10 protein-coding genes are annotated in these 14,026 nt (G+C 76.4%); 3 read left to right on the forward strand and 7 right to left on the reverse strand.

The window, feature by feature from the left end; translation table 11 throughout:
• Positions 1-119 precede the first annotated feature (119 nt).
• The 7 genes from ACZ6CZ_RS24750 to ACZ6CZ_RS24780 form a co-directional block, all read right to left on the reverse strand.
• Positions 120-1,547 carry an aKG-HExxH-type peptide beta-hydroxylase gene (locus ACZ6CZ_RS24750; protein WP_469025255.1) on the reverse strand — a complete coding sequence of 476 codons (1,428 nt, stop codon included), beginning with the start codon at positions 1,545-1,547 and terminating at the stop codon, positions 120-122.
• Positions 1,547-2,752 carry an FxsB family cyclophane-forming radical SAM/SPASM peptide maturase gene (locus ACZ6CZ_RS24755; RefSeq protein ID WP_469025004.1) on the reverse strand — a complete coding sequence of 402 codons (1,206 nt, stop codon included), beginning with the start codon at positions 2,750-2,752 and terminating at the stop codon, positions 1,547-1,549. Before ACZ6CZ_RS24755 ends, ACZ6CZ_RS24750 begins: the two co-directional genes overlap by 1 nt.
• Before the next feature lie 177 nt (positions 2,753-2,929).
• The gene (fxsA, locus tag ACZ6CZ_RS24760; protein WP_469025007.1) at positions 2,930-3,163 is read right to left on the reverse strand and encodes an FxSxx-COOH cyclophane-containing RiPP peptide; all 234 of its coding nucleotides are present in this window, start codon (positions 3,161-3,163) and stop codon (positions 2,930-2,932) included.
• A gap of 37 nt (positions 3,164-3,200) precedes the next feature.
• Entirely contained in the window at positions 3,201-6,665 is a 3,465-nt protein-coding gene (locus tag ACZ6CZ_RS24765; RefSeq protein ID WP_469025009.1) for an SAV_2336 N-terminal domain-related protein, read from the reverse strand.
• A 7-nt stretch (positions 6,666-6,672) separates the two neighbouring features.
• Positions 6,673-7,746 carry an AAA family ATPase gene (locus ACZ6CZ_RS24770; RefSeq protein WP_469025011.1) on the reverse strand — a complete coding sequence of 358 codons (1,074 nt, stop codon included), beginning with the start codon at positions 7,744-7,746 and terminating at the stop codon, positions 6,673-6,675.
• 112 nt (positions 7,747-7,858) lie between these two features.
• The gene (locus tag ACZ6CZ_RS24775; RefSeq protein ID WP_469025014.1) at positions 7,859-10,147 is read right to left on the reverse strand and encodes a VMAP-C domain-containing protein; all 2,289 of its coding nucleotides are present in this window, start codon (positions 10,145-10,147) and stop codon (positions 7,859-7,861) included.
• A complete protein-coding gene (locus ACZ6CZ_RS24780; RefSeq protein ID WP_469025016.1) occupies positions 10,144-10,758 on the reverse strand; it encodes a CU044_2847 family protein in 615 nt (204 codons plus the stop codon). The genes ACZ6CZ_RS24775 and ACZ6CZ_RS24780 overlap by 4 nt, the downstream gene beginning before the upstream one ends.
• Before the next feature lie 247 nt (positions 10,759-11,005).
• On the opposite strand from ACZ6CZ_RS24780, the gene ACZ6CZ_RS24785 reads away from it, so the two are divergent.
• From ACZ6CZ_RS24785 to ACZ6CZ_RS24795, 3 genes are all read left to right on the forward strand, one after another.
• Positions 11,006-11,185 (forward strand): DUF6104 family protein, encoded by a 180-nt coding sequence (locus ACZ6CZ_RS24785; protein ID WP_469025018.1) that lies wholly within the window; start codon positions 11,006-11,008, stop codon positions 11,183-11,185.
• A 578-nt stretch (positions 11,186-11,763) separates the two neighbouring features.
• Positions 11,764-12,771: a DUF4097 family beta strand repeat-containing protein gene (locus tag ACZ6CZ_RS24790; protein ID WP_469025021.1), complete on the forward strand. Its 1,008-nt coding sequence runs from the start codon at positions 11,764-11,766 to the stop codon at positions 12,769-12,771.
• A gap of 1 nt (position 12,772) precedes the next feature.
• Positions 12,773-13,921 carry a PadR family transcriptional regulator gene (locus ACZ6CZ_RS24795; RefSeq protein WP_469025023.1) on the forward strand — a complete coding sequence of 383 codons (1,149 nt, stop codon included), beginning with the start codon at positions 12,773-12,775 and terminating at the stop codon, positions 13,919-13,921.
• The last annotated feature ends 105 nt before the right edge of the window (positions 13,922-14,026 follow it).

Here is a 14,026-nt window from a genome sequence, read left to right on the forward strand (position 1 = left end):
TCCAGCGCGTAGTCACGGAATTCTAGAACCTCGGCGTGGCTCCGGGGAGTCCGGCGACTGCGGGAACCGGCGCCTCGGCTCGTCGATCTTTGCGCAGCCGAGGCCGTGAAGTCGGCATTTCACCGATTCGTGAGCGGCGGAGCCGGAGGCCGGCGCTGCGCCCACAGGGTGCGTACGGCTCTGACGTACGCCTGCGCGCGCGCCGTGTACCCCCGGGGTGCGGGGTGTGCGGCGAGCCGTTCGTGGGTGGCGGCCATGCCGTCCACGAACAGCCGGCCCGCCGGTGTCAGGTCCGGCGAGCCGACGAGTGCCGGCAGGGCGGCGCCGACCTGTGCCTGGTAGCGGGCGTGTTCCGCCCACGCGGACGCCGTCTCCCGCCCGGCCTGCTCGGCGGCCAGCGCCCGCCGCTGGAAGAAGTCCGCCAGCGCCAGGTGCGAGTACGCCCCTTGCAGCAGCCCGTCGTACGGCCGCGGGTCCGGGCGCCAGGGCGCGAAGTAGCGGGCCTCGGGTCCCGCGGTGTGCAGCGTCAGCAGGTCGCTCAGCGCGGCGAGTTTGGTGTGCTGCAGTTCGTGGACGAGGGTCGCCGCGAAGGCCACCGGGGTGGCCGGGGCGGTGCTCAGCAGCGCGCCGAACGCCTCACGCCGGGTGCCGCTGCAACTGCCCCGGCCGCCGGAGCCGGGCGGCATCCGGAGCGGGACCAGGCAGCGCAGCAGGGCGAGCGCCTCCGCCGGCCGGTGCTCGCCCCCGTCGCGCAGTACGGTGGCGGTGCCCGCCCAGGTGTGCAGCCAGCGTTTGCGCTCGGCGTCGTCGGGGTCGGCGGGTCCGCTCAGCGCGTACTGGTCGGGTGCCGGGGGCGGGGCGCGGTAGGGGTCGAGGTCGTCCAGCGGCATGGGCGCGCCGCCGGGCAGCAGCCCGGGCAGGGCGTGGGCCGGCGTCCAGGCGGGGGCGCCGGACCAGGCGCCGGTGCCGCTCTCCAGGTACACCGTCACGTCGACGGCGCCGGGCTGACGGAAGGTGACCCGGCCGTCCCGGTGGCTGACCCGGACCCGCTCGTCGCCCGGTCCGGCCGTGCGCAGCGCGCCCAGGGAGGGCAGGGTGAGCACGCCGTCGCGGGCCGTCAGGAAGGTGGTGAACGGCAGGCCGGCCCGGGCCCCGGCGACCGCGGCGACGGCGCTGAAGTGGGCCAGGTCCCGGTCCAGGGCGTGTCTGCGCTCGGGGGTGAGCCGTCCGCCGCGGGGGGCCAGTCCGGTCAGGCAGCGCTTGGCCCAGGGGCCGGTCATCGGGTGGGTGAGCCGTTCCCGGGCCGGTGAGCGCGGTCCGGGGCGGGCCCGGTCGGCGGCCGTCAGCAGCGCCCAGTCCTCGCGCAGCCGCCGCTTCGCCGCCCGGGAGCAGACGTCCGGTCCGGCCGCCTGCGCGGCGTCGAGCACGGCGCGCACCATGAGCAGCCGCCGGGTGTCCTGGTCGCGGACGAGGAGCGCCAGGGTGGCGGGGCCGCCCTCGGTGCGGCTGAGTTCGGTGAGTGCACGGTCCGGGACCGCCGGAAAGATCACGGGGTGCCCCCTTCGGAAGAGGCCGGGACCGGCGGGCGGGTGTCCGCGGTGTCCCCGGCGAGCCGTCCGGCCACGTGCTGGATGAAGCGCTGGAGGTCCGCGCAGTACACGGACGGGTTGCGGAAGCCGTGTCCGGCCCGGTAGCGGTGGGCGTAGTGGCCGCCTCCGCAGACCGTGAGCAGCGGGCAGGCCCGGCAGCGGCCGGCCAGGGCCGCCGGGCCCGCCTGCCGGGCCGCCACCGAGGGGTGGCGCAGGGCTTCGTCGAAGTCGTGGCGGAAGACGTCGAGGCCGGTGCGGGCGGCTCCCTCGTACGCCGACTTCAGGGAGTCGACCTGCTCGATCGAGCCGTCGGTCTCGACCACGAGGGCGTCGAAGGGCGCGAGGCCCAGCGACTCGGTGGCGGCCGGCAGCCCCAGCAGCAGCGCGAGGCACTCCTCGAAGAGCCGCACGCGCGTCTCCCGCCGCTCGGCCGACCACCAGCGGTCGAAGACCCGGCACAGCCACGCGCCGTGCCGGGCGTCGCCCCAGTGCGGCGGCGGGGCGCTCCAGTTGCCGTGCGGGAGCAGCAGGTCCAGCGCGGGCGGGCGCAGCGTGAGCACGGACTCGTACCACTCCACGGGGTCGGTCAGCGGGTCGACGACGGTGAGCACGCCCGCGTACGCCGCGGGGAAGCGGTCGGCGACCAGTCGCGCGCCCCGCTCGGCGGCCGGCCAGGACGGCCGCCCGGCGTGGTCGACGCGCTGGGTGTTGTGCGCGGCGCGGCCCCCGTCGAGGCTGATGCCGATCCGGATGCCGCGTCCGGCGAGCACGGCCACGCGCTCGGCGGTCAGCAGGGTGGCGTTGGTCTGCACGACGGCCTGGACCGTGCAGTCACCGGGCACCCGGGCGCGCACGTCGTCGGTGAAGCGGGCCAGGGTGCCGGCGCCCGCCAGCAGGGGTTCGCCCCCGTGCAGGACGAGTTGGACTGCTGTCAGGCCGTGGCCGCGGGCGTGCCGGGCGATGCGGTCGGCGGTGCGCTCCAGGACCTGCTGGGACGCGGCGGCCGGGCGGGTGCGCCAGCCGCTGTCGGGGCCCTCGTAGAGGTAGCAGTAGCGGCAGGCGAGGTTGCACCGGCCGTGCACCTTCACGATGAACTGCCGGAAGGGCCGGGGCGGCGGGCGGTGGGGGGAGGCGGTCTCTTCGGACAACTCCAGCACCCCCATGCCGTACGCCCGCGCGGCCGCGTCCGCGAACGCACCACGGAGCTTCCGCCCGTAGGAGACCGCATTCCCGTCCGGCGCCCGTAAGCAAACCCGGGGTGACCGAGGTTGTCTGTTTCCGTCCTCGAATGACCGATAGCGAGCGGCCTTTCGTGGCGGGTCCGGGCAACCGGGCCGGTGTCAGAGGCAGTTGTTGAAGCCCCAGAGCGTCTCGCTCGGCCGCTCCGCCCGTTCCCGCAGGTCCGCCAGCACCTCCGCGAGGACGGGGTGCCGCACCGTGCTCAGTTCCTCCAGGTCGAGCGTCAGCAGATCCGGCAGCGGCTCCCCGTGGTCCGTGTGTGCGGCGCGATCGGCGTGGTCGGCGCTGTCCCCGTGGTCCGTGTCGTCCGCCGCGTGCCCGTCGGGTGTGTTCATCGTCCGGTTCCCCTTCCCGTGCGCGAGGTGCGTGCGTTCAGTCCAGCTCCGCCAGCCGGCGCGCCGTGTCCGCGGCCGTCGGCTCGCCCGTGGCCAGACTGCCGTCGGGCAGCCTGGCCCACTCCGCGCGGGCCGCCCGGTAGGCCTCGCGGGCCGCGCGCGGGCGGGTCATCGCCTCGTAGGACATACCCCGCCAGTGGTGTGCCTGCGCGCCCAGTTCCACCGCTTCCTGACGCCGGCGCTCGGTCGGGGCCGCCGCCTCGGCCTCCCGGGCGGACTGCGCGGCCATGCGGAAGGCGTCGACGGCGTCGTCCAGCCGGGTCGGGCGGCCCAGGCCGCGGTAGGCCTCGTACTGGGTCCGCCCCAGCTCCAGCCGGCACCGGGCGGCCAGCAGCGGGTCGGCCGCCTCCGCCGCCGCCAGCCCGAACAGGTGCTCCGCCTCCCGCAGGTCCACGCGGTCGCCGCGCGAGCGGTAGCGCAGGATCAGCGCCCGGCCCAGCAGCAGCAGCCGGTGCGCGGCGTGCCGGCTGCCCGCCGGTGTCTCGGTACGGCAGTCCCGCAGCACCCGGATCGCCTGGGACAGCGGCTCCCAGCCCCGGGTGCCGCTCTCCGCGGCCGCCCGGCGCAGCAGCGCCTCCCCCCACTCGGCCAGCACGTCCGCGTACCCCGCCGCGTCCCGCGACATGTCCCGCGCCGCCACCGCGAACGCCTCGGCGGCCTCCCGCAGGTCGCGCGGGTCGCCGCTCTCGGCGTACCGGGCGACCCGGACGCGGCCCGCGCGCACGTGCAGCGGCGAGCGCAGGCTGCGCTTCGTGGTGAGCGCCAGGCCCTCCTCGACGCGGCGGCCCGCCTCCTCCAGGTCACCGCCCGCCATCAGCAGGGCGTCGACCAGGTCGAGGCGGACACGGACGCGCTCACCGGCCGGGTCGGCGCCCGCCGCAGGCTCCGCGCGCTCCTCGGCGTCCAGCGCGTCCCGCAGGGACCTGGCGGCCTGCTCGGCGTACCCCCGGACCTGCTCGGGACCGCTCGTGCCGGCCGCCAGACGCAGCAGGAGCCTGCCGTGGGCCAGCGGCAGGGCGGGCGGCCGGTCGCGGCGGTCGGGCCAGACGTCGGCGAAGGCCTCCAGCATGCCGACCGCGCCCTGCAGCACCGCGCTGTCGCCGCCCAGCCGCCACTGCGCCTCCAGGGCCCCGACCCGCTCCAGGGTCAGCCGCAGCGCCTCCTCCGGGTCCAGGCCGGGGGCGGCGCAGGCCACCGCGTACTCCCGGTCGGCGCGGCGCAGCAGGTCCAGGGCGCCGGGCCGGTCGCCGTGGCGCCTGCGGTCGGTGGCCGCGGCGTGCAGCACCCGGGCCAGCGCCGCCCGCTCGTGCAGCGCGTGCGGATGGGCGACCGCCCGTTCGGCGGCCGTCTCCGCCTCCCGCAGCAGCTCCGCCCCGCCCTGCACCTCCCACAGCCGCAGCGTGCAGCGCGCGTACTCGGCCCACAGCCCGGGGTCCGCGCCGGCCGGGCGCTCGTGCTCCGTCGCCCCGCGCAGCAGCTGCACGGCGTCGATCAGGTACTGGATCATGCCCTCGTCGTCGAACCGGGCGAGCAGGGCGCGGGCGCGTACGACCGCCCGGTGCGCGGGCCGGTCCCCGGGGGCGGGGCCGCTCGCGGGGCCGTAGAGCCGGAACTGCTCGGGCAGCGGCATGAAGCGCTCCAGCACGCGTGCCGCGACCTCCGCGAAGGGCTGCGGGACCGGGGTGCCGTCATCGCCGCCGCCGGCCCGCTCCGCGCCGAGGCCGCCGATCCCGCCGTCCCCGGTGTACGCGCGCTCGCCCGGCAGGCCGGCGCCCGATGCGTGGGGCCCCGCGGGGCCGCCGTCGCCGAGCTGGGCCAGGGCCAGCGCCGGGAAGTTGGGGCCGCCCTTGCCGAAGCGCTGCTCGATGTACTCGGAGCAGTGCTTGAGCACCAGTACGGCCTCGTCCCGGCCGAGCGTGGACAGCAGCGCCTCCCGCACGTCCGGCTGCATCTCGTACCACTGGGCGCCGTCGTGCGCGTGGTCCTGCCCGGCCCGGGTCAGCAGGCCGCCGAGCAGCACCTCGGCGAGTTCCGAGGGCCCGGAGCCGGGCAGCATGGTCCGCTGCACCAGCTGCATCACCGGCAGGCAGAGCGGGGCGGCCGCGAGGTAGACGGCGAGCCGGCCGGCGGCCGGGGAGGCGGCCGACCGGAACCGGCTGACCCGCTCCACCGGGGTCGGCGTACGCGCGGGCCGGGAGCCGGGGGCGGGCGGCTGGTCGGCGCGCACCCAGCCCACCGCGCCCGCCACCGGCCCGGCACCGGCCCCGGACAGCAGCCGTGCCCAGGCGCCGAGGGCGACCGGTTCGGGCGGCAGCACCGGCACCGGCAGCACCCCCCGCTGCGCTCCCGGTGACGTGCCGCCCGGCACCCGCACCCGCAGCGCGGTGGCGCCGCCCAGCGTCTCCCCGCGGGTCAGCTCGCCGTACGTCACCGGCAGCCGGGTGCGGTTCCACAGGCGCTGCGGCAGCGGCTGGAGCACGGCCGTGGGCGACAGCCGGGAGAGGTGGTGCAGCAGCCGGTGGGCGCGGCCGCTGCGCCACAGCGGTCCCGCGCAGTCGCTGACCAGCAGGGTGACGCGGCGGCCGGTGGGGTCGCTCAGCCGGTCCGCGGTGTGCAGCGGCGCCGCGCGCACGTCCGCGCTGCGGCTGACGGCGGGCGCGCCGTCCGGGTCGGTGTGCAGATGGCTGACCTGGATGTCGGCGAAGGCGCCCAGCTGGCCGAAGACCTGCTCCAGCTCGGCGAACATGCGGTCCCACACGCGCATCGAGGGCGCGGCGTCCAGCACCAGCTGCAACCGCGCGTCGCCCCGGGTGACGGCGCGGTGCACGGGCAGGATCAGGCCCCCGGCGCGGGCGCTGCACTCGGCCGTGGCCGTCTCGTCCAGCTCCGTGCGCAGCGGCGGCGCGGCGCTGCGGTAGGCCTGCAACGGGCGCAGTGCCCGCTGGAGTTCGAGGGGCGCGGGCAGCACCGGCGCGGCGGGCACGCCGACCGGCAGCGCGGTGAGCCGCCCGCCGCCCGGGGTGCGCTCGGTGCCGCCACGGGGCAGCGGGTACAGCGTCACCCGCCGGTCGGGGCCCGCGGCTGCGGACTGCGGCCCGGGGCGCGCGGCGGGCCGCTCACCACCCGCCGCGGGGGTGTCCGCGGCCCGGGGCGCGGGGTGTTCGGCGGTTCGCCCGGGGAGCCGTGGGCCCGTCGCGGCGGCGGGTTCGTCCGGGTCGCACGCGCCGGGCGGCCGCGCCCAGCGGGCCAGCCACAGCGCGTCGCTCAGTCCCTCCGCGTCCGGGTCGAGCCCGATCTCCCGCAGCCGGGCGACGAGTTCGGCCAGCGGATCGCCGCCGCCGGGGCCGTGGCGGCCGGCCGCGGCGTCCGGGCCTGGCTGGAACGGGCCGGGCGGGAACGGGCCGGGCGGGAGCGGGCCGGAGCGCGCCGCTGCGTCGGGCATCAGCGCCTCACCTCGGGCGGTCGAGTCGCTGGATGAGCAGGTCGGCGAGTCGGTCGCGGCTGGGCGGGGCGGCCGCGTCGGTGAGGTAGATGGCGTTCAGCAGCTGGTCGGCGGCGAGGAGTTCGCTGCGGGAGCGCTCCAGGAAACGGTTGATCAGGTCGTCGCCCGCGCGGGCCGCTTCGTCGCCGAGGTGGGCGCGGACGAAGGTGGCCAGCCGGTTGTGGTCGGGCCGGTCCAGTTCCAGGTGGATGCAGCGGCGCATCAGCGGCGCCGGGAAGTCCCGCTCGCCGTTGCTGGTGAGGACCACGAACGGGAAGGCACGGCAGCGCACCCGGCCGTCGCGGACGCGGACCTTGGTGCCGTCGGCGGTGAGCACCTCGGCCTCGCCGTCCGGCAGCCGGTCGGCGATGCGCTGCAGCTCCGGTATCTCGAACTCGCCCTCCTCCAGGACGTTCAGCAGGTCGTTGGGCAGGTCGATGTCGCTCTTGTCGAGTTCGTCGATGAGCAGCACCCGTGGCGTGTCGGAGGGCAGCAGCGCGGTGCCCAGCGGGCCGAGGCGGATGTAGCTGCCGATCGCCTCCACGGCCCCCGGGCCGCCCGCCGCCGCTTCGGTCCCGCCTCCGGCTCCGGCTTCCCGGCCGGGCTCGGGCAGGGGTGCGCCGCCGCCTCCCTGCGCGGCGATCTGCACGTCCTGCAGGCGGGCGATGGCGTCGTAGTGGTAGAGGCCGTCCTGCAACGCGGAGCGGCTGACGATGGACCAGCGCAGCACCTCGCCCAGGCCCAGCTCGTAGGCGACGGAGTGGGCCAGGGTGCTCTTGCCCGCGCCCGGGCTGCCGGTGACGAGCAGGGGGCGGCGCAGATACAGCGCCGCGTTGATCATCTCCAGCTCCTCGGCGCCGGGCCGGTGCAGCTCGGCGAGGTGGCGGTGTGCGCCCAGCCTGCGGTCCCGGGAGCCGTCGCCGGTGCCGGCCGCGTCCCGGCCGGCGAAGTCCCGCCAGGGCGGCGGCGGCGGCAGCCGGCTCATTCCGTCGTGCGGTTCGCCGGCGCCTCGGTAGATGAGCCACTCACTGGATTCGGTCATGATCCGGTCCTCGTCGTCACTCGTCCGCCAGGGCAAGCCGTCGAACGTGCATCACGGTATCCATCCGCGGGTGTCTGGGTAAGGGGCCGAGGGGCGCACGGCGCGCGTGGCGTCACGGCGCCTCCAGCAGGTCGCCGGTTCCGGGCAGCGGCTGGTGCGGATCGTCGTACAGGAGCGCGATGCCGTCGGCCCAGAACGCCTCGGTGAGCCCCTCGCGCATCCGCGCGCGCAGCCCGTGCACCAGGTCGGGCAGGACCGCCACGTCGTCCCCGTCGTCGACGGACATCTTGACGCCCCGGTGGAACTCCCCGCAGACGGCGTCCGGTTGCTGCCGCCAGCGCCGCCACAGGACCACTCCGAAACCGGCCCGCACCAGACGGCCGAGCGCGGCGGCGTCGTCCTCGTAGCGCAGGTCGCCGTGGCGGCACAGCACCGGTACGGTCCGCTGCGGCAGGCCGCGCAGGTCCGCGACGTCCGGCACCGGTTTGCGCACCCCGTCGTCGCAGTCCAGGATCTCCGCCTGGGCGTCCAGGGCATGCAGCCGGCGCCAGCGGTCGCGGCGTTCGAGGTCCTGCTCCTCGGGCGTGCCGCCGGGGCTGCCGGGCCACTCCGGTTCGCCGTACTCGGGCAGCTGGTCCCAGTCGGAGCAGCGCACGACCACGGGCCGCTGCGCCCCGAGCGGGGCGGCGCCCGGCCAGGGCCGCCAGCCGTCGACGGCCAGCCCGAGCAGCAGGTGCGGCAGGGCGACGTGCAGCGCGACGGGCCGGCCGGGGTCGTCGCAGCGGCGGAAGGCCTCGGCGAGCGGTTCGGCCACCTGGGCGGGCAGGTCCTCGAGCGGGGTGCGCTCGCACTCGTGCAGGCGGGTCACCTCGCCGTCGGGGCGGGCCACGGAGATCGACCAGTCGCAGCGCTCGGGCTCCCAGCCCCGGCGTAACACCTCCAGCAGCACGGACAGCCGCGGCACCACCTCACGCGGGTGCTCCCGCACGCGCTCCCCGGCCGCCCATCCGGGCCCGGCTCCGGCCCTGTGCCCGGCCACCGGCCCGCCCGGACCGGCTCCCCCGGTCCAGGTCCGGGGGGCGCCTGCGGGACGGGGCTCCGGTGCGGCGGTGGGGGTGGTCGGAGCAGCGGGGACGGTCCCCGTGGGCGCGGTGGGAGCGGTCCGGGTGTCTCCCGTGGGGGCGGGCGGGCGGCGGCGGCGCTGTCCGAGCCACTCGGCGCGCCGGCGGGCGAGGCCGTTGCGGTAGCCGCTGTCCAGTCCGGTCGCGGTCTGCCTCACCCAGCTCCACAGGGCCTGTTCGGCGGCGAGCGCGCTCGGGGTCGGCGGCCGCTCGGTGGCCATCACGCGCATCGCGTAGTCCAGGACGAGTTGCAGCGCGCCGTCGTGCCGGGCGTTGCCGTACAGGACGCCGAGGCCGTCGCGCCAGCCGCGGGGGGCCGGGGCCAGGGAGGGCAGCCGGAAGTTCGGCAGGGAGTCGAGGATGTCGAGCAGGCTGCGGGTGCTGACCGGCGGCGGCAGGTCGGCGAGCCGGCCGAGCAGTTCGGCGCGCTCGTCGGGGCCGAGCGTCCGGCCGGGACGCGCGCCCAGCTCGCCCTGTACGTCCGTCCAGGTGGGCCGCCGGGAGTCCGAGGGCTGCTGCCGGTCGCGGTGATAGCGGTCGTGGGCGTGGAAGACGGCCTGGTAGGCGTCGTCGTGCTCGGTGCGCGTCCCGTCCGCCGGCGCGGGCAGCGTGCGCAGCCGCTCGACGCCCGTGGAGGTGCCGCCGTTGCCGTGGTCCGCGCGGGACTTCAGTACGCCGACCACCTCGCCGCGCACGGGGTCGATCACCGGGCCGCCGGAGACGCCGAGCGGCAGGTCGTTGTGTCCCAGACGCATCTGCACTCCCGCCGACCAGCCGCCGATGGTCCCCTGCACGGAGAGGAACCCGTCCAGGATCTGCAACTGCCCTCCGGTCACGGTCCAGCCCGCGTAGAACACGCGGCCCTCGCCGTAGTGCGCCGCGGGCCGCTCGGAGACGTACACGCAATCGTGGCCGACGGGTTCGCGCAGCCGCAGCAGGGCCAGGTCCGGGGCGGGCCAGCTGCCGGACACCGGTCGCCCGGCCTGCTCCGGCAGGGTCGCCGCCACCCGGCCGGGGACGGAGGCCGGGCCCTGCCCCGGGCCGGTCTCGTAGACCACCTCGACCTCGCCCCCCTCCCCGCCGTGTACGACGTGTGCGCAGGTCAGAACCCAGTTCGGGGCGATGAAGAAGCCGCTACCGAGGAAGGTGCCGGGTTCGTCCAGGGCATACCCGGCACCCGGGCGATGAATGCGGACGGTCGCCGCCAGAACGAGTTCACGAAGGGCATGGTGGGCGGCGTCGAAGCCGTCCGGTGCGCCCCCGTCGTGCCGGTCCGTCATGCTCCGCTCCCGGCGGCGGGGCCATGGACACCCCCGTGCGCCGGGGCGCCGGGAGACGCGCCGGTGCGGGGGGCGCCATGGGCGCCGGGGGCGGAGGCGGAGGGACTCGGGGCGCCGTGGGGGGCGGAGGCGGAGGGACTCGGGGCGCCGTGGGGGCCGGGGGCCTGGGCAGGCGGGCCCGGGGCGCCGTGGACCCCCGCGGCACCGTCCGGACCGGGCTGCTGGGTGGCGCCGGGGTCCGCGTCGGGGTGGGCGGGTTCCGGTGGGCCGCCGCCGTTCCAGGTCAGGGTGACCGTGATCCCGGCCTTGGCCTCCCCGTCCGCGAGCAGCCCCACCACCTTGCCCGCCTTCGCCGTCAGCTCGATCCCGAACTCGACGCTGACCTCGTCCGGCCGCACCGCGCGCAGCGGTCCGGCCAGCGACCGCGCCACCCCGGTGACGAGCGAGTGCAGGCTCTCGACACTCGCCTCCACGCGCTCGGCGAACCCGGTGTCCGTGTACGACAGCTCCCCCGGCGGCACGGCCAGTTCCCCGGCCCCCGAGATGCGCGCCCACACCGGTGTGCCGTCCGGCAGCTCGATCCGCGCCACCCGCGTCACTTCCTGGCCCATACAGCTCCCCGTTCCCCCCCGGTCACCGGGCCCCCGCGACACCGCTCGCCGGCGGCGGACCGGCCGCGGGGTGTCCCTGGCACGGCAGCACCCGGCGGCCCGCGGGCGCGGCGCTCCGTGCGCCTATTCTGTTGCTGTCCCTGTCGTGGCCTCCCGGCGGGAGGACGGCACCCCCGCTTCCTGTGGGGAGAGGGTTCTTCCCCCGCGCGAGCGGCCCTACCCCTGCACTGACCACGGAGCACCGTCCATGTACTTCACCGACCGAGGCATCGAGGAACTGGAGAAGCGGCGCGGCCAGGAGGAGATCACCTTCGAGTGGCTCGCCGAGCAGTTCCGCACGTTCGTCGACCTGAACCCCGACTTCGAGGTCCCGGTGGAGCGACTGGCCACGTGGCTGGCCCGCCTGGACGACGAGGACGACGAGTAGCCGCCGGCCGGACCGGACGCCCCGTCCGGCCGGACCGTGATACCTACGGGCGGGCCCCCTCCGGACCGGGGCTCCGTGAACCCGTGATCCCGTGATCTCTTGATCCCTTGATCTCTTGATCTCTTGATCTCTTGATCCCGTCGCTCCTTTCCCGGCCGTGGACCGTCCCGGCCGGCGCCGTTTCTGCCGGCGCCTTTCCTGCGGTGCCGCACGTGCTGCCGCTCACCGCTCTGGTCGACGTGCAGTTCACTGTCCGCACGCGCTGCCGTGCGCCGGGCGTCCGGTCCGACGCCCATTGCGCCGGTGCGCCTCCGCACTCGCACCTACCGCCGCCCTGCCGCACCGCTCCCCACCGCGCGACGTCGCGCGGCGATGGTCGATGCCTACGGCGGTGCCGCGCCGCGCACGAGACCCGCCTCCCGCAGCCCGCAGCCCGCAGCCCGCAGCCCGCGGAGCCGCACGCGAATCACTCGAGAGGGTGCCTTGACTTTCCCCCGCCGCGATATATCGTGAATGTCAGAAGACGCGATATGGCGTGTCACGACCGGCCGCCGGTCCGACCGAGGAGGTCTCCCACCATGCCCGAGTGGTCCGTCGCCGAGCCCCGCAAGCTCACGTTCGACGCTCCCGTGAGCGACCTGCACGTCCGCATCGTCAACGGCACGGTGAACGTCGTGGGCACGGACGAGGGTTCCGCCAGGCTGGAGGTCTCGGACATCGAGGGTCCGCCCCTGGTGGTCACCCAGGAGGGCGGCACCCTCACCGTGGCCTACGACGACCTGCCGTGGAAGGGCTTCCTGAAGTGGCTCGACCGCAAGGGCTGGCGCCGCAGCGCGGTCGTCTCACTGGCCGTCCCGGCGGACACGCGCGTGGAGGTGGGTGTGGTCGGGGCCGCCGCGGTGGTCTCCGGGCTCCGCGGACCGTCGGTGGTCAAAGGGGTCACCGGCGACACGACCCTGGTCGCCCTCTCCGGACCGGTCCGCGCGGACACCGTCTCCGGGAACCTGGAGGCCCAGGCGGTCACCGGCGACCTGCGGTTCAACTCCGTCTCGGGCGACCTGACCGTGGTGGAGGGGGCGGGCTCCGCCGTGCGGGCCGATTCGGTCAGCGGGTCGATGATCGTCGACCTGGACGCCGACGGTCCCACCGACGTCCGGCTGACCAGCGTCTCCGGGGAGATCGCGATACGGCTGCCGCATCCGGCGGACGCGGTGGTCGAGGCCAACACGGCCAGCGGCACCATCTCCAACGCCTTCGACGACCTGCGGGTCCACGGCCAGTGGGGCGCCCACAAGATCACCGGCCGCCTCGGCGCGGGCACCGGCAAGCTCAGGGCGACCACGGTCTCCGGTTCGATCGCCCTGCTGCGCCGCCCGCCGCGCGAGGACTACGAGGACATCCCCCATGAGCCCCGGCCAGGTACGGAACCGCAGGCCACCCCGCCCGCTCCCGCAGACATCGGCGAGGCCCCGGGCGCCCCGGATGCCGCCGGGTCCCCGGTCGCTCCCGACCCTTCCGGCAGCCCTGCCGGCCCCGACAGCCCCGACAGCCCGGCCGACGGCACGACCGACAAGAAGGTGCTCTGACATGCCCCCCGTCTTCGCCCACGGCCGTCTGCGCCTCTACCTGCTCAAGCTGCTCGACGAGGCCCCGCGCCACGGCTACGAGGTGATCAGGCTGCTCGAGGAGCGCTTCCAGGGGCTGTACGCCCCGTCGGCGGGCACGGTCTACCCCCGGCTGGCCAAGCTGGAGGCCGAGGGCCTGGTCACGCACACCACCGAGGGCGGCCGCAAGGTGTACGCCATCACGGACGCCGGCCGGGCCGAGCTGGCCGACCGCAGCGGTGAACTGGCCGACCTGGAGCTGGAGATCCGGGAGTCGGTCGCGGAACTCGCCGCCGAGATAAGGGCCGACGTGCGCGGCGCCGCCGGGGACCTGCGGCGCGAGATGCGGGCGGCGGCCAGCGAGGCCCGGCGGGACGGCAAGACGGGCACCGGCGCGCAGGGCTCCGACGGGGAGCACGGCGACCTCGGCGACAACGAGGCCTGGCGGGCCGCCAAGGAGGAGATGCGCCGCGTCAAGCAGGAGTGGAAGGAGCAGGCCCGCCGCGCCAAGGAGGAGAGCCGCCGGGCCCGCGACGAGGCCCAGCGGGCCCGCCGTCAGGCCCAGGAGGCGCAGGCGCGGGCACGTGCTCAGGCGCAGGACGAGGTGCAGCGCATCGCCCGGCGGGTCCAGGAGCGGGTGCAGGACCACTTCGCGCGCGGCGACTGGCCGACGGGGGTCCGCGAGGGTCTGACCGAGCTGGCGAAGGAGTTCGGCGACTTCGGCAAGGACTACGGGAAGGCCTTCGGCAAGGACTTCGGCTTCGGCCGCCCGCAGGGCAGCGACACCGACACGGGCACGGGCACCGATACCCGCCCCGGCACGGGCACGCGTTTCGACAAGGGGTCCGGCACCGGCACCGCAGCCGGTGGCTCAGCTCCGTCGGCGGCGCAGGCCGAGTACACCTCCACCCCGGAGGACTTCCCGGCGGAGTACGAACCGGCCTGGGCCCACGAGGACCCCACCGGCGACCCGGCCCGCGACCTGGACCGCCTGCTCGACCGCTTCCGGGACGACATCCGCGACGCGGCCCGCGACCACGGCGTCACACCGGACCAGCTCGGCGACACCCGCCGTCATCTGTCGACGGCGGCGGCGCACATCGGGGCGATACTGCGCCGCCCGAAGGTCTGAGGCACCGGCCTCCGAGCGAGATCCCCCGCGCGCGGTCGGCGCGGGGGGGGGGACGCTCTCGGTGCCCTGCGCCGACGTCGGATGCCGGACGTGGGACGTGGGACG

The sequence above is a fragment of the Streptomyces sp. NPDC041135 genome (assembly GCF_055592085.1).

Coding starts and splice junctions, on each gene's coding strand:
- ACZ6CZ_RS24755 (WP_469025004.1), bottom strand. CDS start 2,752: ATGGGGGTGCTGGAGTTGTCCGAAGAGACCGCCTCCCCCCACCGCCCG.
- fxsA (WP_469025007.1), bottom strand. CDS start 3,163: ATGAACACACCCGACGGGCACGCGGCGGACGACACGGACCACGGGGAC.
- ACZ6CZ_RS24765 (WP_469025009.1), bottom strand. CDS start 6,665: ATGCCCGACGCAGCGGCGCGCTCCGGCCCGCTCCCGCCCGGCCCGTTC.
- ACZ6CZ_RS24770 (WP_469025011.1), bottom strand. CDS start 7,746: ATGACCGAATCCAGTGAGTGGCTCATCTACCGAGGCGCCGGCGAACCG.
- ACZ6CZ_RS24775 (WP_469025014.1), bottom strand. CDS start 10,147: ATGACGGACCGGCACGACGGGGGCGCACCGGACGGCTTCGACGCCGCC.
- ACZ6CZ_RS24780 (WP_469025016.1), bottom strand. CDS start 10,758: ATGGGCCAGGAAGTGACGCGGGTGGCGCGGATCGAGCTGCCGGACGGC.
- ACZ6CZ_RS24785 (WP_469025018.1), top strand. CDS start 11,006: ATGTACTTCACCGACCGAGGCATCGAGGAACTGGAGAAGCGGCGCGGC.
- ACZ6CZ_RS24790 (WP_469025021.1), top strand. CDS start 11,764: ATGCCCGAGTGGTCCGTCGCCGAGCCCCGCAAGCTCACGTTCGACGCT.
- ACZ6CZ_RS24795 (WP_469025023.1), top strand. CDS start 12,773: ATGCCCCCCGTCTTCGCCCACGGCCGTCTGCGCCTCTACCTGCTCAAG.